The following is a 23,462-nucleotide window of genomic DNA, read 5'->3' as shown; positions in this document are numbered from 1 at the left end:
CAGCCTAACCGATTCCAAGCTGCTATTTTCTTTCGTTTTCTAAAGTATCCTTTCGATTCATGCATTTAGTGGGAGGGGGCTGTAGTATGGACTGGTCTTATGTGTCGGAAAATTCGTCTACTGATCAGGAGCTTGATGTTATTGTTGGAGAGTTAAAAAGAATTGCACCACATATCAGATGGAGGATCTAACGCAACGATTACGAAACACTTGACGGTACATTAACCTATTACACCAGCCTTGTCGTGCCGGACGATCAATTGGAGGAGGCTGAGGAAATAATCGAGCTTTGGGAAAATGGCGAAGATCTCGAGCACTACTCATAGTTAGATCGTTATGGGGACTTGTATATTAAGCTGGAGGGTGAGCGTTTACTTAATCCCGCGGTTAAAAGGTTCCAATCTTTGATATGGGAGTACAATAAAATACTGAAAAATGCTCGAAATATTAATGTTGAAGAAGCCATAAAAGAGATTACTAAAATCATTTTGACTATATACGCAGCCGCGCTTGATTTACCCAATATAAATATAAACAACGACTCAGAAGAGGAAGAATTTACAGGAGAAATTTTTGATGAGGAAGCAATGATGGATGAAAAATTCACTTCTTGTAGAAATGAGCTTAGGGAGTTTGCGGCCAATTTAAGTGAAATTTATGCGACTCTAAATATTATCAATGATTCGTGGTATGAGTACCAGTATAAAGGAGGCTCATTGATTGGAGAGCTTACACTGAATGGATTAGCCCAGACGTTAGACCAATGGAGATTTTACTTTTTTGCAGAATATGATTGGGGCATAGGTAACATGTGAATAGACACTTTAAGATTAGCAAAAACGGTATTGAAACAATTAAAGTAATCTAACAGCAGGCCATCTGGTGAGTCTGATAGCTGTGGATAGTCTTTAATCCGACAGGGGCGGGGGGAGTTGTACGGAACTCGGTTGGAGTAGCCAGAGAATTTCAAGAAATATGCAGGGCAAAGCATACAGGGAAGACGTGACAGGTACGTTTGAATCAAACGACTTGTACCGGAAATATTAAAAGGGTATAAAACAGCCCATTCATTCAATGGCGATACGCATCCATGTCCACTACGTACCTAGTTTATTCCATGATCCGTCGCAGGTTCAGCGGCTAAAGACGAACTGGGCGCTCCGAGATCTCCTCTTCAAGGTGGCATGTCCTCCAGCTCATAGGAATGAACCGCACCAATCACCCAATCAAATGAAAAACCGCTCAAATCGGCTTAACCTCCATCGCGGCAATTTTTTCTTGTTCTTTAACCTCTCCCTCAAACGCATTTGAGGTAAGCCCGAGATCGTGGCTCACCTCAAATTTACTAAATGAAAGCCCCCTAAATACGGGGGGCTTCGGTGATCTTACTAGCTGACTTTAGCGTCCAATACAGCTGGAATTGACTTGATGGCTGCGCGTGTACCGATAAATTGCATCCGACCTTTGTTAAGATTGCCCCCACCGTGTTTCGCATAATCTACGTTGTCATATCCCCAATTAAAGTCAGATAGCTTCTGGAGAACAGTCTGACGGTCATTACGTGGCATATTGAAGAGCTTATGTCCCCAAGCTGCTAGCCCTTGGATATAGACCGACTTGGTGATCATGTACTTCCCTCGGTTATTGTAATCATCGGGGAGTACGGCAAGGAGGTCCTCCCAGAATGCTTTGAGTTTAGCCTTTGTAGTGTCGTAGTCGCGTTCTTCATCATCCCACTCCTTGGCAAGATCGGTTTCTTTCGGGCCATTTATCAAAATACGGTTAACGCGGTTCCAAGTTGCCAGCGTTGAAATATATTCAAGTTTATCCGAAAGCACTTTCGATTCGATGTCGACACCAAACTTCGCGATATCAGGAATTTCATTTGCCAGCTCTTTGGCCAGCTTATTATATATATCACGTTTGTCATGCTGCAGGGCTTTGGATTGATTTACCGGTGTTGCCTTAAAGTTCATATCCGAAAAAAGTTGCTCCTCCTCATCCAGAGTCAGCCCTGTGTAGATGACAACAGGCAGGGTACTTGTCCCGAACGCATTGAAAATGCGTTCCCAGTTTTCACGCTCCCCTTCTTCATCAATTTCCCAGCGCATATTCGAAGCCCTTTCATAAGCTTGAATAATTCCATAGTATCGATGCTGCCCGTCGCAAATAAAGAATCGGACCCCCTCATGCTCGTCAGGTAGGTAAATTGTTCCAGTTTTTTCGTCGTAATTTAGCTCACCGTTTCTTAATGAAACCGCGATAGCGTTAAAACCGGAGTATTGCCCATTGAATCCATCGATCACGTACTTTTCAAGGTCATCAACCTTCTTTGGGAATACTCGTCTTTGACGAGCAGTGTCGATTGTTAACCAACTCTTCAGTCTGTTGTAGGGGAGCTGTGTAACGAATGTTGTCTTTCCGTTTTGTTGACCCTTGCTGGCACCTACTGTAATACCTCTGTTAGAGTCCGTTGTTGTCATCGATGCTGCCTCCTTGATGTTTTGTTGCAGCAGCACCGACTTATCGTTGCTGCATGTTGGTTATCGTCTCGCAGCAAGCGTCAATATACTCTCGGTAAATTATGGATTAAAATAAAGGCGGACTACTATCGATAAGCTGTAACTTCTTGCCGTCTTTAGTGATAAAAAGACACAGGAAGCTGATAGGGCAAAATTGCAATGGGTAAGCAATAACGGCTGTAATGTGTATCTTTTTTCAAATGACGAGGTATGGCGGTTCGTTACAGTGGACGGTGTGATTGTCGGATATCAACATTATAAGCATCAACTGATGGAAGAAAAGGAAGTAAAAAGAAATGCAACAGAAGCTATAGCCACTGTTTTCTCAGCTCTTGAAGTCGAGGAACAAGGGTACTTGCAATAAGAAAAAGAAAACCAACGCGCTTCAGTTGGTTTTCGTGATTTAATAATTTGTAGAATTAACTACTCATCCTCGAGTATGCTGGCCATATCGGCTAGTGGTGGAACATAGCGCATGGTGGTTGCTACATCATTCTGGCGTAGCTGATTTTGAATATCAGTGATATTCATGCCGGCGGTTTGCATTAAATATCCTGCTGTTCGTCTGAGGTCATGCGGACGTATGTGCCGAGATAGCCCAGCATCACGGCTTAACTCGGATAATATCCGGTTAACCGTATAAACAGTCATGGTTTTTCCTTGTTGATGAAATAGGAATTCATCCCCCTGATTGGCATATTTTAAATAATCAGGATGTTGTGTATATCGTTTAAGCTCCTTGCTGAGATCTTTCGGGATCGCAACAGGCCGTTTATCGTTTTTTTGTGCTTCAAATACATGTACAATCCTTGTCTCCAAATTTATCCGCTTCCGCCGAAGGAAGCGGACCTCCGAAATGCGCAGACCCCTGATCAGCATGAACCAAATAAACACGAATTCTTGCCTACAAAAAGGGTTTTTCCGCAAAGCAGCTTTAAGAAGGGCGTAGCACTCTGCTTTGGATAATGAGGTATTCTGAATGGGACTCTCAAATTTAGGTCTAGGATAACCTAAAAGGGGATTGTGCTCAATTAAATCCATTTCGTAAAGAAAATCAAAAAAACGTTTAAGAGGGGTAATGGTTTCCGCTATCAATCTATATTCTAAACCCTTTTTCTTTAAATCAATAACAAAGCGGTCAAATACTTCTCGCTGAATAGGAATGTACCTATTAGGATGTTCATGGCTGGCATGAAAGTGATCAAAATCAAGCGAGTCTTCGAAGCCTTCACTCAGCAAGAAGGCCTCTAATCCGCTTTAGGGCAATGATATATTTCTCTTTGGTGCTTTTACTCAAAGTGAAATGAGCATTTCAGAATTGAAAATAACCGGACTGAAACAGAATCCCCATACGGACTTCCTCCAATGTCAAAAGAGATCGCTTGCTTTAAGCTGAGCAAGGGGATGTTGATCAATCGCCTTCAGGCTGCGGCTCTTACAACCAATTTAACTATCTCCAGCATTTCCGTATTTAATCCGAGCTTAGGTGCATTGACTATATGGCAATCGGGGGAAGAAAGCTATCCCATTTCTTCGAAACGCAAGCCTATGAGCTGGTGATCGAGAAGAAGCAGGATTTGGAGCTCGTGTTTCATCATGAGCATGCTCCGCCAGGCGGTTAAACCGCTCGGGAAAACAATTCTATCGGGTATTCTAAACTTTCAGAACGAAGTCGGTCTGACGGAGCTTGCGCTGAAGTTGAACGGGCAGGTGATCTTTCAACTGCAGCTCGAGATTTTCCCGTCGAAAATGGATTATAAAAAGGATTATCAAATGATCCTTCATGACGTGAATTAGCAGATCTATAATCTGTCCTTTGATTTTTTGCGTAAGACCTACCATCTGACAGGATTGAAAGAGACGAGAAATCAAAGCTTAACCGAATTTTTCACCATTTTGCAGCACTTGTTTAATCAACTCATACAGGCCGTGGAACGGATTCAAAGCGCGCCTCACTCCAAGCTCAATGTCGAGAAACGAGTCTTGGATGCGGCAAGGGCAAGGAAGCCTAGTAAAGAGAACATCGCCTTCCTAACCAAGCGGCCTCATTATTTGGTCAACGACGAGAAGCTTGGCTTCATTCATAATAACGGTCAATGGTTTCTTCCGAGCCATGTGCTGGAGACGAAGCGGCAAGTCGATTACGATACGATGGAGAATCGTTTTGTTCGGTGGGTATTGGTGCGCATCTCTCAGAAGCTCATCGATTTGAAATCGAGGCTGAGCGAAAAAGGCCGGCTTCAAGATCCGCTGCTGCTCAAACGGTTGGATCTGATGCAGTCCCATTTTCGGCGATTGCTAAAGCTGGATTTTCTGAACGTTGGTGAAATGAAACAGCTCTCGATCTCCTTGGTTCTGCAGATGGCCCCGGGATATCGGGAAGTGTACCGGAATTACTTAATGCTGATGAAGGGCTTGTCCATTCAATCCGATCTATTCCGGCTGTCAATGAAGGACTTAGCTCAGCTGTATGAATATTGGTGCTTCTTGAAAATCCATGATTTGCTCAGCCGGAAGTATGAGCTGCTCAAGCAAGATATCATCAAGATCAATCGTACGGGAGTATTCGTGACGCTGGATAAGACGCAGAAGGCCAAGATGGTTTATCGAAATCCTAAGAACGGCGAGCTATTCACGCTTTACTACAATGCTCTGCCGAAGGGTGATCAAAGCCCGACGCTGTCTCAACGTCCCGATAACGTGTTGACGCTTAAGAAGAATGATTCTTCTGCGGAATATAAATATATTTTCGACGCAAAGTACCGTATGAATCCGGCTTATGAAGGCACGCCCTATTATGAGAAATACAAAATGCCCGGTCCGGAAGAAGACGATATTAATACGATGCATCGTTATCGAGACGCCATTGTCTATATGGATGGGCAGCATCGCGAATTCGAACGGAGTATGTTTGGCACGTACGTGTTGTTTCCCTATCATGATGAAGCGCAGTTTCGGGAGCACCGCTTCTATAAGAGCATTGAATTGATTAACATAGGAGCGTTCCCCTTCTTACCGAATTCGACTGCGCTTATGGAAGCCTTCCTGGACGAAATCATTCAGGATAGTCCGGAGAAAGACTATGAGCGTTCGACCCAGCCGCGGGGGACGAAGGACTATTATCGGAACAAGATGACCGGCAAAAATGTTGCAGTCGGCTCGTTAAGGGAAGCATCGCAGCTAGCTGCTGCCTTGAAATATGGATTTTACCACGTACCATTAGAAAATATCTCAGACCATAAACTATTAACCCAATTAGAGTACGTCGCGCTCTATCAATCGAGAAGCCAATTTCAGTCAACCGGGGAAATGGGCATCCATTGGTATGGGAAGGTGTTGGATTGGAAGGTAGTAAGACGGAAAGAAATTACCGAAATTCCTGCTAGAAAAGGCACGGAAGAAAAACTATACGTGAAGTTTACCGTGGAGCAGTGGATGAAGCGGGACAAGCCGATAATCTCCGGTGGGCGAGGGATTTACACCTTGCTGTATACGTCCAAGTACATGTTCGATCGTGCTTCCGAAATTGCAGAGCTGAAATTGGAGACCGATGAGGATCTTGTAAAGTGGCGTGAGCACAGGCGAGTAGGGCAGGTTAAAGTGAACTTGAACCATGAGCAGGTGGACTTGGCCAGTAAGGTATTGGGGATTGATTTTATGGAATCGTGATAGGTTGCTTAGGGCTACCGCAATAATCCATATCACAACTAGACGGCGATGGTGGTCGTCTTTTTGTCATAATCACAAGTACCACAGGAGGAACATGCATTCGCTGACAGCTCATTTTCATTCTATTATCGTATAATAGAGTTATAACACTTCTATCATTCATTCGGAGCGTGATTCAGATGACAGCAGAAGAACTGCTTATACAGGCCAAGGAATTTATCATAGATGAGAACGAAATAGAATCAATCGAGGCGGAAAGGTTAGCGTTTCTACAGCGTTTTCCGAAAGAATCACTGGCAAATATGACAGTGGAGGAATATGCCGACACCAAAACGAAAGACTGTTTTATTTACTGGCTTGAGCAGCGAAACCTCATTGGCGGCATTGGTGGTGGGAACTCGTCTAAGTTTGGGATCTACCGGTCGGCGAACGGTCATTACAGCAAGGGATCCGGTAAGAACCGTGTAACCTTGCTGGGGGATGTACTTCAGGAAGAGTTTCTCAAGCTAAGAGAGGGGTACCTCAAAGTGTTCGAGCTCGCTGACGGCGATCGCTTCGGTGAGATCCAACAGCTCAAGCTGCCGATTTTTAATACCGTATTGTTGAAGGTACTGCATATTTATTATCCGGAAAAGTTCCTTAACGTATTTGCAGCACCTGTCCTGAAGAAGCTTGGGGAGTCACTGAAGGTGGATTCGGCTCTATTCGAGCCCCATCGTCTCGTTCAGCTCAACCACACCGTACTACAACTATTAAAGCAGCATGAAGAGCTTTCAGATTGGTCTACCGGCAAGCTCGGACGATTTGTGTGGGAGAGGTTCTCCTCTGCCGAAACCGCCGAAGACAAAGATGCCGCCAGAAATTATTGGCTAGTAGGCCATACATATGAAACGGATGGTTCTCAGAAAGATTATTTCATCCAGAACGAATGTGTAGGCATCGGCTTTTTGCGTGAAGATTTGTCTGATTATTTGGAAGAAGACAATCTTGCGGACATCATTGAAGTGAAGGAACCGGAACTGAAGGGTCAACAGGCACTCAAAGCTTTTCTCGAAATAAAACTCGGAGACTATATTGCACTAAAATCAACCTATACCCGTAAGGACGGCGGAGTAACGAAATCTGTACTGAAGGTCAGTGCGATTGGCCGGGCAAAAGCGGATGCCGTAGATGGGTATAGCTTCAATCCTCAGCGCGGTCATTTACTTCCGGTCGAATGGTTCAATCTAGAGGAGAAGGAGTTTATCGGCTACGGCGGCTATCGGAAGACGATTGCCAAGACGAAGAATCGGAACACGGTCAACTATGTATTCCTAGGTCAGTCCATTACAGCTCCGGAGCCTAAACAAGTATTAAAGGCGGAAGCTGCGACCCCTCGAAATATCATCTTGTACGGTCCCCCGGGAACAGGGAAGACTTATGAAGTTTCCCGTAAGGCGCTGGAATTAACAACGGATACCCAAACCTTCGAGGAAATCTCTAACGATGGGCGGGAAGCGATTCAGAATGAATATACGCGTCTGACTCGAATTGGACGAGTAAGGTTCGTAACCTTTCATCAATCGTACTCCTATGAGGATTTCATTGAGGGACTCCGCTCGGACGGACAGGGCAATTTTATTCCAGAGGACGGGCTTTTTAAACGGGCTGCCATCGAGGCGTTATATGCCGGACTGAATAAGAACGTACAGGAGCTTTCGGATGAAGTACATTTTGAACGCATGTACGATTATTTGGTTGCAAGAGGTAAGGAACTACAGCCCCAATTCGTATCCAAGACAGGAGCAGTTAGTTACATATCTGGTATTTCGCCGCAAGGGAACCTGATTGTAACCAGTGAAGGGGCTCAAACGGAGAGTACCATTTCTAAAGATCGTCTTCTACGTATTTTTCGTTATGCCCACGAGCATCAGGTGGAGTGGCAGGATGAAGTTCATTTTATTAAGAAAGCGATTGGCGGTAGTAACGAGACCCGCTATTGGTCTGTTTTTAAATGGATGATGGACAATAGGAATGAAGAGCAGGGTACGCAAGTTGACGATCCTGCCGTATCGTATTCCTATAAGGAGAAGAAGGAAATTGTGATGAAGGCGCTGGAACAGGGCGAACCCTTTGATTTCACGAATGCGGAATCCTTTGTCCTTATCATTGATGAAATCAACCGCGGGAACATTTCTAAGATTTTCGGTGAGTTGTTAACACTCATCGAAGAAGATAAGCGGCTCGGCAAGGATAATCAACTTATTGTTGAGCTCCCTTATACGAAAGAGCGATTCACACTGCCGCCTAATTTGCACATCATTGGGACGATGAATACAGCAGACCGTTCCATTGCTTTAATGGATACGGCATTGCGTCGCCGATTTCTGTTTGAGGAGATTATGCCGAATCCAGAATTGCTGGATACTGTTGGCAGCTTGGATCTCGAAGGACTGCTTACGATTATCAATAAACGGATCGAAGTTCTGTACGATCGCAATCATACGATTGGCCATGCTTATTTCATTAACGCGAAGACGGAAGAAGAGGTGATTGAGGTTGTCCAGCACAAGATTATTCCTTTACTTCAGGAGTACTTCTACGATGACTGGGAGAAGATCGGAATGGTGCTGGGCGGTATTGGGAAGAGCAAAGAAGGTCCGTACCTTATATACGAGGAACAGATCGATTATTCGCATTTGTTTAAGCAGTCCTTCACGTACCCGACTAGAAAGCAATATCGTGTCAAAAGCAAAATAACTAGCCAGGAGATAACTGCTATTTATGAAATCTGACTTAATCACGATAAGGGAAGCGTATGACTGGATATCTGCGGATGCACTTCCCCCAGGGTATTTTATGAAGCTGTGTGATTATCTTCGCGAGAAATACCCGACCGAGGATGTTGTGGAGTATGGCGCATACAACCGCCTTCGGTTTATCAACTATGTTGGGGTTATTTGCTTGGAAGGCATAACAATTGAAATTTTGCCGAAGATTGCTGTGTCAGCGATGGATAACCGAAAAGCACTCCTATCCATGCTGCATCACGCACGATTTTTATCCGTTTCCTTCTTTGAGCAGGTATCGAACGGATGGGGACAGGATCACCTACTAGATGCCTTGCTGGCTGCTTACATTCTGCGGCTTCAAGAGGAGCTGCAGCGAGGCATCTTCAAGAGCTATATGGAGCATGTTGAGAACCGGGGCGTACTGCGCGGGAAGGTACTTCTATCGGAGCATGTACGGAAGAATGCTTTCACTCCGGCGCGAGTGATGTGTCAATTCGATGAGCATTCGGAGAACAACTTGTTGAATCGACTGCTAAAATACGCCCTTCGGATTGGACAGAAGCAGATTGCTTACCGGATGCACCTCCAAATTGAACGATGCCTTGCTCTGCTGGATGAGGTAGAGGACGGTACCGTACACAAGGAAGATATAGGTCGACTGGAGTGGAATCGGCAGAATGAACGGTTTAGAGACGTTGCGCTGTTCGCGAAGCTCATCATTGAGAAGGCCTCCGTCCATCATCTGGGAGAGCATCACCAGTCGTTCTCGTTCCTGTTTGAAATGAACAAGCTGTTCGAGGCCTATGTCGGGGAAGCCTTAACGGAGGTAGTAGGGGCTGGTCACGTGTTCAGTCAGCATACGGAAAAGAGGCTGTTACTTAATAAGCATACGAACCGAATGAACATCCAGCTCAAGCCGGATTTTGTTACTTCAGGTGGCATCATCTTAGATACAAAATGGAAAAGTGCTGTCATGAATGCTTACCAACAGTCGGATCTCTATCAAATGTATGCTTATGTAACGGCTTATAAGGAAGCGTCACGATGTATCTTAGTCTATCCTTACCAAGAGGAGCTTGCCGCTCCAGTCTGGAATGTTATTGATACCGATAAGACGATTGAGATGGTTTGGGTTCGACTCGACGATTATACAGCCACGAAAGAGGATTTGAGAAAGATCCTGGGGCAGCCGAGTTCATAAACTACTACTAGGTAGATGAGCCCCCTCAGCATTGAGGGGGATAGTTCTATGAGGACATCACGGCAAGAAAACAGATGGCTTATGAGATATTCTTTGGTAATACTTTTTGAAAGGGGATAGGAAGGCTCCGACTCGGGATCCCATGATTTGTTTTAGGAGTTCCCTCTATCCACGGGCATCTCGGCTAGAGCGGCGCCGGCCAAGGTATGCAGCACCGAACTATCCATCGGTGGGTTGTGCAGGCCGGCGCGAACATCCCGGTAGAACCGTTCCAAAGGCCGCTTGCGCTCCAGACTTGCGGCACCGACAATTCGCATCGCCAGATCCACGACTTTGATCGCGTTGTTGGTGGCCACATATTTGGCCATGCCGAGCTCCGGTTTCAATGCGGGCCGGTTGTCTATCTCCCGATCCCAACGATCCGCCGCCGCGTAAAGGAGTGAGCGTGCGGTTCGCAGCTCGATTTCCATTTCTCCAATCGAATGCTGCACGTAGGGGAGAGCGGCGATCGGTTCGTTCATATGATTAGGGCGATAGGATCGGGCAAAATCAAGGGCATAATCACGTGCCGCCATAGCAATACCTATGTAACAGGCCGGAATATGCAGAAACCAGCCGCCCCCGTCATCGATGCCTTTTTCGGAAAGCCTCATGTCTTTGTCCACAAAAACACCATCCAAGACCACATCGTGGCTTCCGGTCGCGCGCATGCCAAGTGTATCCCAAGTATCCACCAAGCTAACCCGGTCCGTCCGGTGAACCAGAAAGTCTGCCGTACCCTCTTCGTCCGGAATATACGCCGTAACGACAAAACGGTCGAGGATCGGGGAAAGCGTACTGTAGGTTTTGCGTCCCGTAATCAGCCAGCCGCCTTCTGTAGGGATCGCCGTCGTTTCAGGCTTTCCGCCCCGGCTGGGACTGCCGGATGATGCTTCGCTGGCGAAGGTGTTGATCATCGCCCCGTCGCTTACGACGGAACGGCACAACTCTGCAAATATGGCCTCAGGCCACTTCCGGCTGGTTCGGAGATGAAGAATCTGACCGATATGCCAGCCAACGGCGAGTGCAGTCGATCCGTCTCCATAGGCGAGCCGTTCCTGCAGCATGACGAGGTCGTACAGCGTAAGCCCATCTCCGTCGAATTCTTGAGGGACAGTAATCTTTAAGTATCCGGCCTCATGCAGGTCGGCAAAATTCTCAAAGGGGAAGGAGCCCTCCCGGTCGTGCATCGCGGCTCTCTCCGAGAAACGGGCAGCCAGCTTCTCCACTTTGTCGGCCCTGGTCCTTTCTTCCCCGCTGCGTATATAGTCATCGATGATTCGATTCATGCCATGCACACTCCTTTCCTTTGTATTATAGCCGCTGTCGTATAAGCGCGTACAACAGGAAATACGGATTTTTAGCTGTTTTTTGGGGATGCTGACTGTTTGCATCCCGGTACAGGCATCTACTGTATGCAGAAACAGTATGAATTGGCGGCTTAGTATTTCATGCGAGCCAAGACGGAAGCCCCGAATACGGTCTGGACGATACAGCAGCTGCTAATTGCCAACATTCATCTAGTACTTGAATTAATAATAGGATTTCTTCCTATAATCGAACAAGAGAGCGCGAACCAATCGCACTCTTTTTTTTCGGCGTTTTCAGAGTGAAATGGAACATTTTTCTCAAGTCGTAATACTTTCACCATGTTCGTTCCCTTAAAAATAAGCGAATATAGGTACATAAGGCCGACACGAAATGGTGTTAGCTTTAAACAAGATCATCGAGGCGCTTGGAAGGGTTACTTCGACTTTTAATCGGCGTGTCGTTGGTTCGAACCCAGCTTCCTCCTAACGGAGGAATAGCTCAGTTGGTAGAGCAGCATTGTGCCTTTCCGACCAACTTCCTCGATGATCTCCAAATGAAGTACATAACGAAGCGAGGCGACCGAAAGGGCTACTTCGACTATAGGGATAATTGATGGTGTCTGTCAGACACTAACGGTGCCTTTTCAATCAATTCCTCGCTTCGATTCTTTAATAATTGTATAACCGGTGAGGCGCTGGAATGGGTTACTTCGAGCTAAATCGACCAATGGTAATACCACCCGGGCAATACGGCAGGTTCGACTCCTGCAGCAAACCTATTCCGCTCTTTCCTCACCGGTGTTACATGAAGGAGGATTCCATCGATGAGTATAGCCAAGAAGCTGTTCGGCTCTGTTAGGCCGAATACATTCAATAAAGATCATTACCCGGCGTTCATACGATCTGCGGAGGAGCAGTACGTACAGACGCTGATGACCAATACAATGAGCAACACTTATTATGCGGATCAACATGAGCTTCTCCGTGAGGCAGCGCAGCTGCATCATGAGATGGCGAATAGCAATCCGACTTTCATGGCGCAAGCGATCGTGTATGCACGGAATGAAGGCTTCATGAGGCTGCAGCCGCTATTCGGCCTTGCTATCCTTTCTATTTATAACCCGGACTTGTTCGCGAAGATTTTCTTGCAGGTCGTGCGATACCCATCCGATCTGTCCGACTTCTTAACGATATTAAAAGGGCTTGGACGCGGGGAGGGCGGCCGTGCTGTGAAACGGCAGGTGAACCGCTTCTTGTCCGGTGTATCCGAATACTGGGCGATCAAGTACAACGGCCGCGGACGGGGGTACAGTCTGGGAGACGCCATTGCAACCGCACATCCGAAGCCGCAAGAGTTGAAGCAGCAGGCGTTGTTCCGTTATTTGCGGGGATTGGATACGAACCTTGCCTTACTGCCGCAAGTAGAAGCGCTGGAGAATCTGAAGTTGGCTGCAACGGAGGAGGAACAGATTGCTTGGATTGAGCGCGGCAAGCTCCCGTACGAGACAGTTACCGGGGCGATCAAGCCATCGAAAGCCGTCTGGGAAGCGCTCCTGTACCAAATGCCGACCTTTGCTATGCTTCGTCATATGAATGCTTTGCAGCGGGCTGGTGTGCTCACGGATAAGCGGAACCTGGATTATATCGTGAGCCGGTTGACCGATCAACAGGCACTGAATAAAGCGAAGATCCTGCCGTTCCGGTTAGCTACTGCTTTCCGGCAGGTTGACCATCCGGAGCTTCGGGATGCTTTGCGCGAAGCCGCTGAGCTCACTTTCGATAACCTTCCGGAGCTCGGTGAACGTACGGCTATCTTCTTAGATATCTCCGGTTCCATGGAGGGGCAATACCTGGAGATCGGCGCAGTGTTCGCTTTGGCCCTGTATAAAAAGACGCAGGGGAACTCTCTGTTCTGGTTGTTCGATACGGAGGTTGTGGATGCGAAGCCCTCCCGTAAGGATAGTATCTTAACACAGGCCGCACAAATCCGCACCCGCGGGGGAACAGATACAGGGGCGCCTATACGGAAGCTGATCCAGGATCAGAAGAAGGTGGACCAAATCATCATCATAACGGATGAGCAGCAGAACAGCGGCAGCCCGTTCTATAAACAGTTGAAGCAATACCGTGCAAAGATCAACCGGGATGTGAAGGCCTTCATCGTCGACATTGCTCCTTACCGGCATGCGATGGTACCGGATCACGATCCTCAAACCTTCTACATTTATGGGTGGAGTGACACCGTGCTTTCCTACATTGCACAATCTGTTCAAGGGTATTCGTCGCTGATGGAGCGGGTAGCCGAGCTTAGTTTAGGTGATTAATATATCACGCCAGGATGGGTTGGAAGTGACGAATTGGGCGAAACAACGAACCCTAAGCAGGGGGATCCAAGAAGGAGTTCATTACACTCCTCTAGGATCCCCCTGCTATTTGTTGTATAGTTGAAACTCTCCTGCCCGCCTACGAGCCGCCGCCGCGCACTACTTCTTCCTCCCATACTGCCTGGCATAGGACATAATATTACGATACATGCTCTTGTCCTTCATATTCTTCAGCGGATAGAACTGGGGTCTGGTATTCACCTCAAGAATCCACACTCTACCTTCCTTGTCGAGGGCTACGTCGAGGCCAAGCTCTCGAAACCCTCGGCTATATCCGTCGAATAATCGTCCGACCGATACGCCAAGCCTCTTCAGCTCGGCTTGCTTCTGCGCGATACGGTCCTTGCTGAATCCTGCTCCAGACAGTGTTTGCGGGAAAAAACCGATCTTGCCGCCTTGCGTGTAGTTTGTCGCAACCTTGCCTGGCTTGCCTATTTTCGTGAAGAGCGCCGTGCTGTTCCAGGCACCCTTGTTCGTTTTTTGAACCATGACACGAATGTCAAAAGGCCTGCCTTTCGTTTCGGCAAGCTTGATTCCCTTCTGCAGCAAATAGGAGCTACCACGGGCACGCTTCTTCAATTGCTCATAGAGTGCGTCGAGTGTCACGTAATGAGTTTTCGTCGAGTTGTGCTGGATCTGATAGCCTTTCGCCTGCTTTTTGATACGAAAAATATTAAAACCGCCCGTTCCGCCGGTAGGCTTGAAGAAGACAGTAGAATATTGAGCAAGCATGCTGCTGAGGCTGCTTCGGCTGAATGGCAAGGTTTGAGGAACATATTTGCGTAAATTTGCGCTTCTATTGATCCACTTCGTTTTCGTCCATTTGCTCTTAATGGTCGTGCTTTTATAATTCATCCCGCATCCCCACTCCTCTCTCCCCAACATATGAACGGTGGTTGAAGCCTGCTCGTGCTCCTGTCTAGCAATTCCGCCTAATGGTGTGTAAAAATGTAAGGGTATACCTCGCACTGTCAGCTCACTATCACTCTCGATTCGGGAACATACTTTCGCTGACAAGATCCAGTCATTGGAGTATGGGATGATTGTGTGAAGAATAGCGGGCGTGAGGAGAAGATCGTATGAATGAACCTATTTATGTTGCGGTAACGGGAACCAATCATTATTTCGGAACGAATTTTATCAAAATCGGTTATCCGCTTCGGCTGGTGAAGGACCCGGATAATCCTTATGATCAAGAAGCGATTCGAGTTGAAATGACGCCGCTAGGCAAAATCGGTTACGTGGCGAACAGCCCTCATACGGTTGCGAAAGGCTGCAAAAGCGCAGGGCGTATTTACGATACTTTCGAAGTGACGCTATATGGCGTTGTTCGATTCGTTGTGAAGGATACGGTAATCGTTGAGCTAACCGGTCAGACGACCAAGGATGGTCTCCTTCTCCAATCCTTTTAGTAACGGAGCCGGACCGAAACTGGAAACGAAGCCCTTTCTAACACGAAGGCTGGAACTTTTTCCGATCATTCATTATAGGAGGAATTGAAAATATGAATCATGAAACAGAACTGAATTTGGATCGTTACCAAGGATGTCTTATTGGATTAGCGGCAGGGGATGCGCTAGGTACAACGGTTGAATTCAGTCCGCCCGGCACGTTTGCACCTGTCACCGATATGGTTGGCGGTGGCGTATTTAATCTCGTTCCCGGACAATGGACGGACGATACATCGATGGCGCTATGTCTGGCGGAGAGCTTGCTTGAGGTGGAGGGATTTGATCCAGCGGATCATATGTCCCGTTACCGGAAGTGGATGCGAGAAGGATACTTGAGCAGCACCGGAGTCTGTTTTGATATCGGCAATGCTACCCGTGACGCCATTCTGCGGTTTGAACGGTCGGGAGAGGGATATTCCGGCTTGGACGATCCGCGATTGGCCGGCAACGGCTCGATTATGCGCCTTGCTCCCGTTCCGATGTATTACGCCGAGCAGCCCGCTATGGCTGTTCAATATGCCGCGATGAGCTCACGCACGACTCATTCGGCCAGGGAATGCGTAGACGCATGCCGATTATTCGCAGCCCTGATTGTTGCCGCGTTGAGCGGCTTACCGAAGGACGAAGTCCTGCGACCTGAAGCACACGCAGTGTGGTTAGGAGAAGAGCCGCTCGCACCAAAGGTTCAGGAGATTCGCGATGATTCTTATCGGGTCAAGCAGCCGCCGATCATTCAGGGAACCGGGTATGTCATCCAATCACTGGAAGCGGCATTATGGGCCTTTGCCCAGACCTCGTCGTTCGAAGAGGGAGCACTGCTGGCCGTAAACTTGGGCGATGACGCGGATACAACGGGGGCCGTATATGGTCAGCTTGCCGGCGCCTATTATGGATTAGGAGGCATTCCTGTCCGGTGGGTTGAGATGATTGCGAAGCGGGAGCATATCTCGTCGTTAGCTGAGAATCTCTATTGGAAGCGGTCATTCTAGTAAGAGATGGTTAAGAAGGCGGAAGGTCTGAGGCTAAGAAGCGCCGGCCAGGGATATGCCAGCGCTTCTTAGGTCGGGACGATGATTATGGATCAATACTGTCTCTTATAATACTCTAGCGTAACGGCATATGTGATGTTTGTAATAATTAACACGCCGAGAAGCATCATTCGGTAGGTTTCAACAGAGAAGTCGATAAAAATGCCGAGTCCGATTAGAACACATAGCGTCATCATGACGATGGAGAAAGTAACACCATTGGAATGGCTTCTTATTTTAGCGGCACGTTCATCCTTCCCTTCTTTTTTTAAGAAGATCAATTGGGACAACAGACTGAAAAAAGCGGCTGCTAGTGAAACGATGGAAATGATTGTTCCGACCATGATTACGGCTCCTCCTCGTACTTGGTATATTGAAAGACTTCATTGATATCGACTTCAAATAATTGAGCAATTTTAAAGCCAAGGATTAAGGACGGATTATACTTATTGGCTTCAATGGATGCGATTGTTTGCCTGCTTACGCCTAAGCGGGAGGCGACTTCCTGTTGGGACCACTTCTTGGTGGCCCTTAATAAGTAAAGCGAATTTTCTAGCTCGCCGTAGGTCTCCATATTTTCCCTCCCTCTTCTTGTAATGTATACTATTTCTAACAGAATGTAAATTATTTTTTACAATATGTAATTTATTTTTAACGTGAGGTGCCTCACAATGAAACTCTTATTCTGCTCCGATCCATTGAATGATAGACAGGTTGATCCGGAGTATGAGATGGAATACAACATGGCGAAGGAGTTGAGCATACCCGTCGAGCTTGTCTCCTTAGAGAGCTTGCTTGAGGGGAATTCATCCAAGGCGATTAAGCGGATTCCAACCTCCGAATCGCAGGAAACGGTCATTTACCGGGGATGGATGATGAAGCCGGCGTATTACGAACAGCTGTATAATGCGTTAACAATAAAGAATCTCTTCTTGATCAATTCACCGGAGGCGTATGTGTACGGTCACTATTTTCCTAACTCCTATGAAGTGATCCAGGCTGCGACTCCACTCAGTATTTGGCTGGACATCGAATCGCTTCATGAAGGACTCGAACCCATCCATGAGAAGCTGAATGTATTCGGCAGCCGGCCAATCATCATCAAGGATTACGTGAAATCAAGAAAGCATGAATGGGAAGAGGCTTGTTACATACCGGATGCATCGGACAAGCATCAGGTGCAATACGTGGTCGGGAATTTGATCGAGCGGCAGGGCGAGGAGCTGAGTGGAGGGGTTGTGTTCCGTGAATACATCGAGCTGGAGCATCTGTCCAAGCATCCGAAGAGCGGGATGCCGCTCGAATGAATTCCGGTTATTTTTCTTAAATCATGAGCTGTTAACAAGTACGGAGTACTGGGATGAGGCATCATATCAGCAAGAACAACCAAGTTTGAATCCCTTTATCGAGCTGGCACAGGGAATCAAGAGTCGTTTCTTTACGATGGACATTGCGAAGACGGCCGGTGGAGATTGGGTCGTGATCGAAGTAGGGGACGGTCAGGTGTCGGGTCTCCCAATTCATACGAATATAGAGCAGTTTTACCGATCCATAAAGAACCATATGATTTAGGCCGGATCAATCTTCATCAGCAGTCCACGCATGGTCAATAAGCGTGGACTGCTTTTTCTTGAAGACATGAAACGATGCTTTTCTCCCGAGCCATGTTGTGCTATAGTTCTCATAGTTTATGTAATCGATTACATTATTGATCTATTCCATGATGCCTATGCTCATTACCTACTTGAATGGAGAATGGCGATGAAATCCTCTTTGTTATTCATTAGCAATATGAAGCTCAAGCCCAAGCTGATCTTTTCCTTTGCCCTGCTCATATTTCTCTCTGCGTTTAGTATCGGGATTGTTTCTTATTATGTGCTCAAGCGCTCCATTGTGAACGAGCTGGGACAGTCCATTCAGGAGATGCTGCAGAAGACGATGCAAAATATTGATTATAAGCTCAAGGATATCGACGATATTTATGTGAACGTGATCATGAACCAGAAGCTCCAGCAGCTAATGGAGCTGCCTGCAGTTCAACCCGGCCAGGCAGAAGAAGCGATTAAAACCTTCTACGAGGATATCTACCCCGACGTCTTCGGCGGACGCTCGGAGCAGCTCGAGTCTGTCGCCATCTATGGGGAGAATGGCTTGAACCTGACGTATAACCTGGGGCAGAGCGCCATGAACCGGCCGATTGAGGAAGTACGCGGAACGCCGCTTTATAAGAAGGCCTCCGAGGGCCGCGGGAAACCGATGTGGTCGTTTGAGAATCAGGATTTAATTCCAGGCGGAAACTCCAATTCCATTACCAATGTGAGGAAAGCGCTTGCGTTATTGACCTTCAAGGATTGGGGGTTGATGATCATCAGCGTCCGGGAAAGTTATATATATGAGAGCTACGAAGACACGCTGAAGAAGCTTCATTCGACCACCTTCATGGTGGATGAACAGGGGAGGATCCTCTCGCATCCCAATAAGAACCTGCTGTCTACCCCCGTAGATCCCGCCGTGCAGGGGCAGCTGGAGAAAGGGTTAAATGCCAGCTCGCTGATCACGATCGGCGGATTGGGCTATTCGCTTCATTACATCACCTCGGATTATACCGGCTGGAAGCTGGTTACCCTCGTTCCCCAGTCCGAGATGAATCAGAACATCACGCTGGCCAAGAACACGATTTTCCTAATTATCGGCATTACCGTGATGCTTGTATTTATTCTCTCGATTGCCATCTCGACCGGTATTACCCGGCCGACCGTAAAGCTGCTGCGGCATATCCGCAAAATTAAGGACGGCGATATGGATACGAAGCTTAATCTGGGCACGCAGGAGGAATTCGGGGAGCTGGCGGAAAGCTTCAATGAAATGACAGGGGAGCTCAAGGTGCTGATCAATCAGGCGCGCGAGGATGAGAGACGCATCCGCACGGCGGAGCTTAGAGCGCTCCAATCTCAGATTAATCCCCATATGCTTTACAACTCGCTGGATGCCATCTATTGGATGACGCTGACGAAGGATTATGAAGAGATTGCCGAGATGACGACATCGCTCGCCCAGTTCTTCCGCTTGATTCTCAATAACGGCAATGAACGGACAAGCATCGCCAAGGAAGTGGAGACCATCGAACAGTATCTGCGCATACAAATGCTGCAGTTTAAGGATAAAATCCAGTACACCATCCAGATGGAGGAGGAGCTGCTGCAAGAGTCCTGCATCAAGCTGATTCTACAGCCGCTCGTGGAGAATGCGATTCTGCATGGGATCAAACCGCTGCGCAGCAGGCAAGGACAACTAAGCATAGCGGGACGAAGAGAAGGCCGCGACATTCTCCTTGAAGTGATCGATAACGGAGTCGGGATGAATGCGGTGCAGATGGGGACGCTTCTTGAGCCGCCACTTCAAGACAGCGGGGGTTACGGGGCTTATAACGTGCATGAACGGATCGTGATGGCTTACGGGCCGAAGTATGGCATTCAATATGAAAGCGAGCCCGGACAGGGAACAAGGGTCCGCATTCTTATACCAGGGGGAGAACATGTATAAATTAATTCTGGTCGATGATTCGGAGCGGGTAAGGAAAGGGCTGCAGGCGAGTGTGAATTGGAGTGAGCATCGTATTGAAATCGCTGGTGAAGCGGAGGATGGGGAAGCTGCTCTTGAGCTGATCGCCCAAGTGAAGCCGGACCTGATTCTGACGGATGTGGTCATGCCCCATATGACAGGGCTGGAATTAATCGGAAGGGCGCTGGAGATCGTACCGCTTGCCAAGGTCATCCTGCTCAGCGGTTATGATCAATTCGATTATGTCCAGTCCGCCATCCGCAGCGGAGCCTTCGATTATCTCCTTAAGCCCACGAAGGTGGAGGAGCTGCTCGCTGTCGTGAACAAAGCCAAGCAGAGCATGGAGCAGGAACGCGGACAGATTAAAGGGATCGTGGAATTAAAGCAGCAGCTTCATGAGAGTATTCCCGTACTGAAGGAACGTCATCTGCGCCACCTGCTGGACGGACGTGTGCCGCTTTCTGAGATCCGTGAGAAATACGGATATTTGAAGCTGTCCATCGGCGATAACAGATGTGTTTGCTTGGTTCTTGAGCTGGATGAAGATCAGGTACTGACGCAGCATGATCGGGATGATGACCGGCAGCTTGTTAAATTCGCCTGCAGGAATATTACAGAGGAGCTGTTCAAGGACAAATTCCATACTGAGATGATCGAGAATAGCGACAGTCAGCTTGTCATGATCGTCAGCGGCAGAGACCCGCAGGACCTCGAGCATGATATAGAGCGCCTGCTGGTTCTGTTGAGAAAGATGAGAGCGTACATTCTGAATTATTACAAAATGCGCGTTTCCATTGGGATCGGTAATGTTTATGAGTCGCCGGAGTGGATTGTACCGTCTTACAAGGAAGCGGCGGAGGCGATGAAATACAGACTGTATGCGGGGGACGAGGGGTTCATCTTCTATCGTGAGATTAGCAGCTTCCGCATGCAGGAAGCAACCGTTTACCCCTATGAGCTGGAGAAGAAGCTTTGTTTGGCGCTGAAGGCGGGCGATAAGGAGGAGGCCACTGCAGGCGCCAAGGAATTTCTCCAAGCGATTGTGGGCGGGCAGTCCCCTGATCCGGAGCAGCTGCGCAATATTTGCTGTCAGCTCGTGTACACCATGCTGCGCATGCTGGTTGAATGGAATATCTCCGATGGCCGGGTTGTGGATTTTACCGCATTGGATGGGCAGATGCGCAAATGGACGACCACCCGGCAGGCGGAGAGCTGGCTGATTCATTATGTGGAGGAACTGTCCGACATGATTGCCATTAAGATGCAGCAGCGCAGCACCTCGATGGTGCAGAAGGCAATAGCCTTCATGGAGCAGCAGTATGCGAGGGATCTTTCCCTGCATGAAGTGGCGGATGCTGTTCATTTGACGCCGAATTATTTGGCCAATCTGTTTAAGCTGCGTACGGGAGAGACGATATTGAACGTCCTGTCGGGCATTCGGATGGATAAAGCGAAGGAGCTTCTCAGGAACACAGATATGAAAACGTACGAGATTGCCCGGGCGGTCGGCTTCGCGGATGCGAAATATTTCGGCCAAGTATTCAAGAAGGTTGTCGGCGCAACGCCGCAGGATTATAAAAGGCAGTAATTCGATGCAGCCCGCAATTTCCCGTAGAATCGCAAACCGATCATAGGAATTTCACCTATTCCGCCCATGCCGTATTTCGGATAATAGGCATAGGGAAGGCAAGGGGGTGAATGAGAGTGATACTGAAGAAATTAAACTTGTCTAATAAGAATGTCGTCGGTTATTTATTTCTGCTGCCGCTGATTCTGGGCGTGCTGACGTTCTCGTTGTATCCCATAATAGAAGCGTTCCGGATCAGCCTCTATCATCACAATGGCGTGCGGGGGGTATGGGCGGGCCTGAGCAATTATGATTTTATATTGCATGATTCGACGTTCTGGAGAGCACTGCGCAATACGTTCATGATGGGGATCATGGGGCTGGGGATCGGCCTGCCGCTGAGCTTTATCGTCGCCTCTCTGGTCAACTCGATTGTCAGGCCGGGGATGAGCATGCTGTTCAAGGCCATTTATTTTCTGCCCAACGTGACCTCCACCATTGCCGCCTCCATCGTATTCATGCTGCTGTTCTATCCGACGGAGAAGGGGATCGCGAATTCGTTATTGAACGTATTCGGGCTTGAGCCGCTGGGATGGCTGTCGGACCCCAGATATGCGCAAATAAGCGTGATTCTAATGGATACCTGGCATGGACTGGGCTACTCGGTGCTGATCTGGCTTGCCGGGCTGCAGTCGATTTCCCGGGATCTCTATGAGGCGGCGGAGGTGGATGGGGCCAAGAAGCTGCAGCAATGGCTGTATATTACGATTCCATCCATGAAGCCGGTCATTTTCTTTATGGTGGTGATGGGCACCATCAACGCCTTCAAAAGGTTCGGCGAAGTGTTTGTTATCGGAGGACCGGACGGGAATCCGGGCGGCTCCTTGTTCACCTTAATGCTGTATGTGTACCGATACGGCTTCTACACCTTTGATTTTGGCAAGGCTGCTGCCGCCTCCTACATCATTTTCATTATTATTCTGGTATTCACACTGCTTAACTTTACAGCTTTCAAGAATAAAGACTGACCGGAGTTGAAACCTATGTCACAGATTTCTACTGGAACGCAAGCCAGGCTTCAGGTGCAGTCGAAGAGAAGATCGGACTTGTTTCTCCGTTCGTTCATTATTCTTGTGTTGACTGCTGGAAGCGTACTCATTATTGTGCCATTCGTGGTGATGCTGTCGATCAGTCTGGATCAGGACGCGGTATTTGAATTTCCTTTTCCATTCCGGATCATACCCGAGCATATCAGTCTGGACAACTTTAAGACGGCGATTGCCAACACGAATATGATGCGGCTGTACCTGAACACCTTTATGGTGGCTGTCGGCGTCATTTCTATCAGTACATTCTCGGCTCTGTTGGCGGGGTACGCGCTATCGAAGCTGAAGGTGGCCGGAGGCAAAATTGTGCTGCTGCTGGTGCTCGCGACCTTGATGATTCCCGGCGAAGCAACGCTCATCCCGCTGTTCATGCTGTTTAAGAAGCTGAATATGATCAACACCTATTGGGCCTTCTACCTGCCGGCCATCTCTTATGTGTTCGGCACCTTTCTGGCCAAGCAGTTCATGGACAGTCTCCCTGGGGAGCTTCGGGAAGCCGCTATTATTGACGGGGCGAATGAGTTTCGCTGCTTCACCCGGATCTATCTGGCCTTGAGCATGCCGATCGTCGCGACACTGGTCATTCTTTCTTTCCTGGGGGTATGGAACAGCTTTCTGTTCCCGCTCATCATGCTGAATGATCCGGCCAAGTATACGATTCAATTGGGGATCGCGCTGCTCAAATCACGTACGTCAAGCGGAGAAGCACCTCCGGGAATGAATATGGCGGCAACGGTGATGTCGATCGTTCCGGTTCTGCTGGTTTATCTGTTTTTTCAGAAATACATCATTCAAAGCGTTGCTCATACCGGTATCAAGGAATAGTGCCTATTCATAAAGGGGAGAAAACGAG

21 protein-coding genes and 1 pseudogene are annotated in these 23,462 nt (G+C 47.9%); 16 read left to right on the top strand and 6 right to left on the bottom strand.

The window, feature by feature from the left end; genetic code table 11:
* Window positions 1–344 precede the first annotated feature (344 nt).
* Window positions 345–815 (top strand): hypothetical protein, encoded by a 471-nt coding sequence (locus NNL21_RS22640; protein WP_204821704.1) that lies wholly within the window; start codon window positions 345–347, stop codon window positions 813–815.
* A gap of 573 nt (window positions 816–1,388) precedes the next feature.
* Here the strand turns inward: NNL21_RS22640 and NNL21_RS22635 are convergent.
* Entirely contained in the window at window positions 1,389–2,483 is a 1,095-nt protein-coding gene (locus NNL21_RS22635) for a DNA sulfur modification protein DndB (RefSeq protein ID WP_204821705.1), read from the bottom strand.
* Between the two features lie 265 nt (window positions 2,484–2,748).
* Here NNL21_RS22635 and NNL21_RS22630 point away from each other — a divergent pair, with 265 nt between their 5' ends.
* Window positions 2,749–2,886 carry a hypothetical protein gene (locus NNL21_RS22630; RefSeq protein ID WP_204821706.1) on the top strand — a complete coding sequence of 46 codons (138 nt, stop codon included), beginning with the start codon at window positions 2,749–2,751 and terminating at the stop codon, window positions 2,884–2,886.
* 59 nt (window positions 2,887–2,945) lie between these two features.
* On the opposite strand, the gene NNL21_RS22625 is transcribed toward NNL21_RS22630, so the two are convergent.
* On the bottom strand, window positions 2,946–3,761 hold the full coding sequence (locus tag NNL21_RS22625) for a tyrosine-type recombinase/integrase (protein ID WP_204821707.1): 816 nt from the start codon (window positions 3,759–3,761) through the stop codon (window positions 2,946–2,948).
* Window positions 3,762–4,021: 260 nt separating this feature from the next.
* On the opposite strand from NNL21_RS22625, the gene NNL21_RS22620 reads away from it, so the two are divergent.
* From NNL21_RS22620 to NNL21_RS22595, 5 genes and pseudogenes are all read left to right on the top strand, one after another.
* Window positions 4,022–4,144: a hypothetical protein gene (locus tag NNL21_RS22620; RefSeq protein WP_256555405.1), complete on the top strand. Its 123-nt coding sequence runs from the start codon at window positions 4,022–4,024 to the stop codon at window positions 4,142–4,144.
* A pseudogene (locus tag NNL21_RS22615) lies at window positions 4,119–4,907 on the top strand (DUF2357 domain-containing protein); the annotation flags it as partial. The gene NNL21_RS22620 and the pseudogene NNL21_RS22615, both read left to right, overlap by 26 nt.
* Window positions 4,884–6,191, top strand: coding sequence for a nuclease domain-containing protein (locus NNL21_RS22610; RefSeq protein ID WP_309145349.1), 1,308 nt, complete (start codon window positions 4,884–4,886; stop codon window positions 6,189–6,191). The pseudogene NNL21_RS22615 and the gene NNL21_RS22610, both read left to right, overlap by 24 nt.
* Before the next feature lie 179 nt (window positions 6,192–6,370).
* Window positions 6,371–8,965, top strand: a complete 2,595-nt coding sequence (locus tag NNL21_RS36330) for an McrB family protein (RefSeq protein ID WP_204821708.1) — start codon at window positions 6,371–6,373, stop codon at window positions 8,963–8,965.
* Entirely contained in the window at window positions 8,955–10,163 is a 1,209-nt protein-coding gene (locus NNL21_RS22595) for an McrC family protein (protein WP_204821709.1), read from the top strand. Before NNL21_RS36330 ends, NNL21_RS22595 begins: the two co-directional genes overlap by 11 nt.
* 152 nt (window positions 10,164–10,315) lie before the next feature.
* Here the strand turns inward: NNL21_RS22595 and NNL21_RS22590 are convergent, their stop codons facing one another.
* Window positions 10,316–11,491 (bottom strand): acyl-CoA dehydrogenase family protein, encoded by a 1,176-nt coding sequence (locus NNL21_RS22590; protein ID WP_204821710.1) that lies wholly within the window; start codon window positions 11,489–11,491, stop codon window positions 10,316–10,318.
* Between the two features lie 845 nt (window positions 11,492–12,336).
* Here NNL21_RS22590 and NNL21_RS22585 point away from each other — a divergent pair.
* A complete protein-coding gene (locus tag NNL21_RS22585; RefSeq protein WP_204821711.1) occupies window positions 12,337–13,836 on the top strand; it encodes a TROVE domain-containing protein in 1,500 nt (499 codons plus the stop codon).
* A gap of 159 nt (window positions 13,837–13,995) precedes the next feature.
* Here NNL21_RS22585 and NNL21_RS22580 read toward each other — a convergent pair whose 3' ends face one another.
* The gene (locus NNL21_RS22580) at window positions 13,996–14,751 is read right to left on the bottom strand and encodes a YheC/YheD family protein (protein WP_204821712.1); all 756 of its coding nucleotides are present in this window, start codon (window positions 14,749–14,751) and stop codon (window positions 13,996–13,998) included.
* Window positions 14,752–14,975: 224 nt separating this feature from the next.
* Between NNL21_RS22580 and NNL21_RS22575 the strand changes: the two genes are divergently transcribed.
* Window positions 14,976–15,308: an HIRAN domain-containing protein gene (locus NNL21_RS22575; RefSeq protein ID WP_204821713.1), complete on the top strand. Its 333-nt coding sequence runs from the start codon at window positions 14,976–14,978 to the stop codon at window positions 15,306–15,308.
* A 92-nt stretch (window positions 15,309–15,400) separates the two neighbouring features.
* Window positions 15,401–16,336 carry an ADP-ribosylglycohydrolase family protein gene (locus tag NNL21_RS22570; protein WP_204821714.1) on the top strand — a complete coding sequence of 312 codons (936 nt, stop codon included), beginning with the start codon at window positions 15,401–15,403 and terminating at the stop codon, window positions 16,334–16,336.
* A 92-nt stretch (window positions 16,337–16,428) separates the two neighbouring features.
* Here the strand turns inward: NNL21_RS22570 and NNL21_RS22565 are convergent, their stop codons facing one another.
* The gene (locus NNL21_RS22565; RefSeq protein ID WP_204821715.1) at window positions 16,429–16,719 is read right to left on the bottom strand and encodes a DUF2178 domain-containing protein; all 291 of its coding nucleotides are present in this window, start codon (window positions 16,717–16,719) and stop codon (window positions 16,429–16,431) included.
* A 2-nt stretch (window positions 16,720–16,721) separates the two neighbouring features.
* Window positions 16,722–16,949 (bottom strand): helix-turn-helix transcriptional regulator, encoded by a 228-nt coding sequence (locus tag NNL21_RS22560; protein WP_204821716.1) that lies wholly within the window; start codon window positions 16,947–16,949, stop codon window positions 16,722–16,724.
* A gap of 97 nt (window positions 16,950–17,046) precedes the next feature.
* Here NNL21_RS22560 and NNL21_RS22555 point away from each other — a divergent pair, with 97 nt between their 5' ends.
* The 6 genes from NNL21_RS22555 (at window position 17,047) to NNL21_RS22535 (ending at window position 23,434) form a co-directional block, all read left to right on the top strand.
* Window positions 17,047–17,682 (top strand): ATP-grasp domain-containing protein, encoded by a 636-nt coding sequence (locus tag NNL21_RS22555; RefSeq protein WP_309145347.1) that lies wholly within the window; start codon window positions 17,047–17,049, stop codon window positions 17,680–17,682.
* Window positions 17,621–17,947 (top strand): ATP-grasp domain-containing protein, encoded by a 327-nt coding sequence (locus NNL21_RS36590; protein WP_309145346.1) that lies wholly within the window; start codon window positions 17,621–17,623, stop codon window positions 17,945–17,947. Before NNL21_RS22555 ends, NNL21_RS36590 begins: the two co-directional genes overlap by 62 nt.
* 189 nt (window positions 17,948–18,136) lie before the next feature.
* Entirely contained in the window at window positions 18,137–19,918 is a 1,782-nt protein-coding gene (locus tag NNL21_RS22550; protein WP_204821717.1) for a sensor histidine kinase, read from the top strand.
* Window positions 19,911–21,524: a response regulator gene (locus NNL21_RS22545; protein ID WP_204821718.1), complete on the top strand. Its 1,614-nt coding sequence runs from the start codon at window positions 19,911–19,913 to the stop codon at window positions 21,522–21,524. Before NNL21_RS22550 ends, NNL21_RS22545 begins: the two co-directional genes overlap by 8 nt.
* A gap of 116 nt (window positions 21,525–21,640) precedes the next feature.
* Complete coding sequence (locus NNL21_RS22540) at window positions 21,641–22,531, top strand: carbohydrate ABC transporter permease (protein ID WP_256555404.1); 891 nt, start codon at window positions 21,641–21,643, stop codon at window positions 22,529–22,531.
* 15 nt (window positions 22,532–22,546) lie between these two features.
* Window positions 22,547–23,434 carry a carbohydrate ABC transporter permease gene (locus NNL21_RS22535; RefSeq protein WP_204821719.1) on the top strand — a complete coding sequence of 296 codons (888 nt, stop codon included), beginning with the start codon at window positions 22,547–22,549 and terminating at the stop codon, window positions 23,432–23,434.
* The last annotated feature ends 28 nt before the right edge of the window (window positions 23,435–23,462 follow it).

Source organism: Paenibacillus mendelii (assembly GCF_024498075.1).
Classification (GTDB): Bacteria; Bacillota; Bacilli; order Paenibacillales; family Paenibacillaceae; genus Paenibacillus_Z; species Paenibacillus_Z mendelii.
This window is presented reverse-complemented; position numbering and strand designations above follow the sequence as displayed.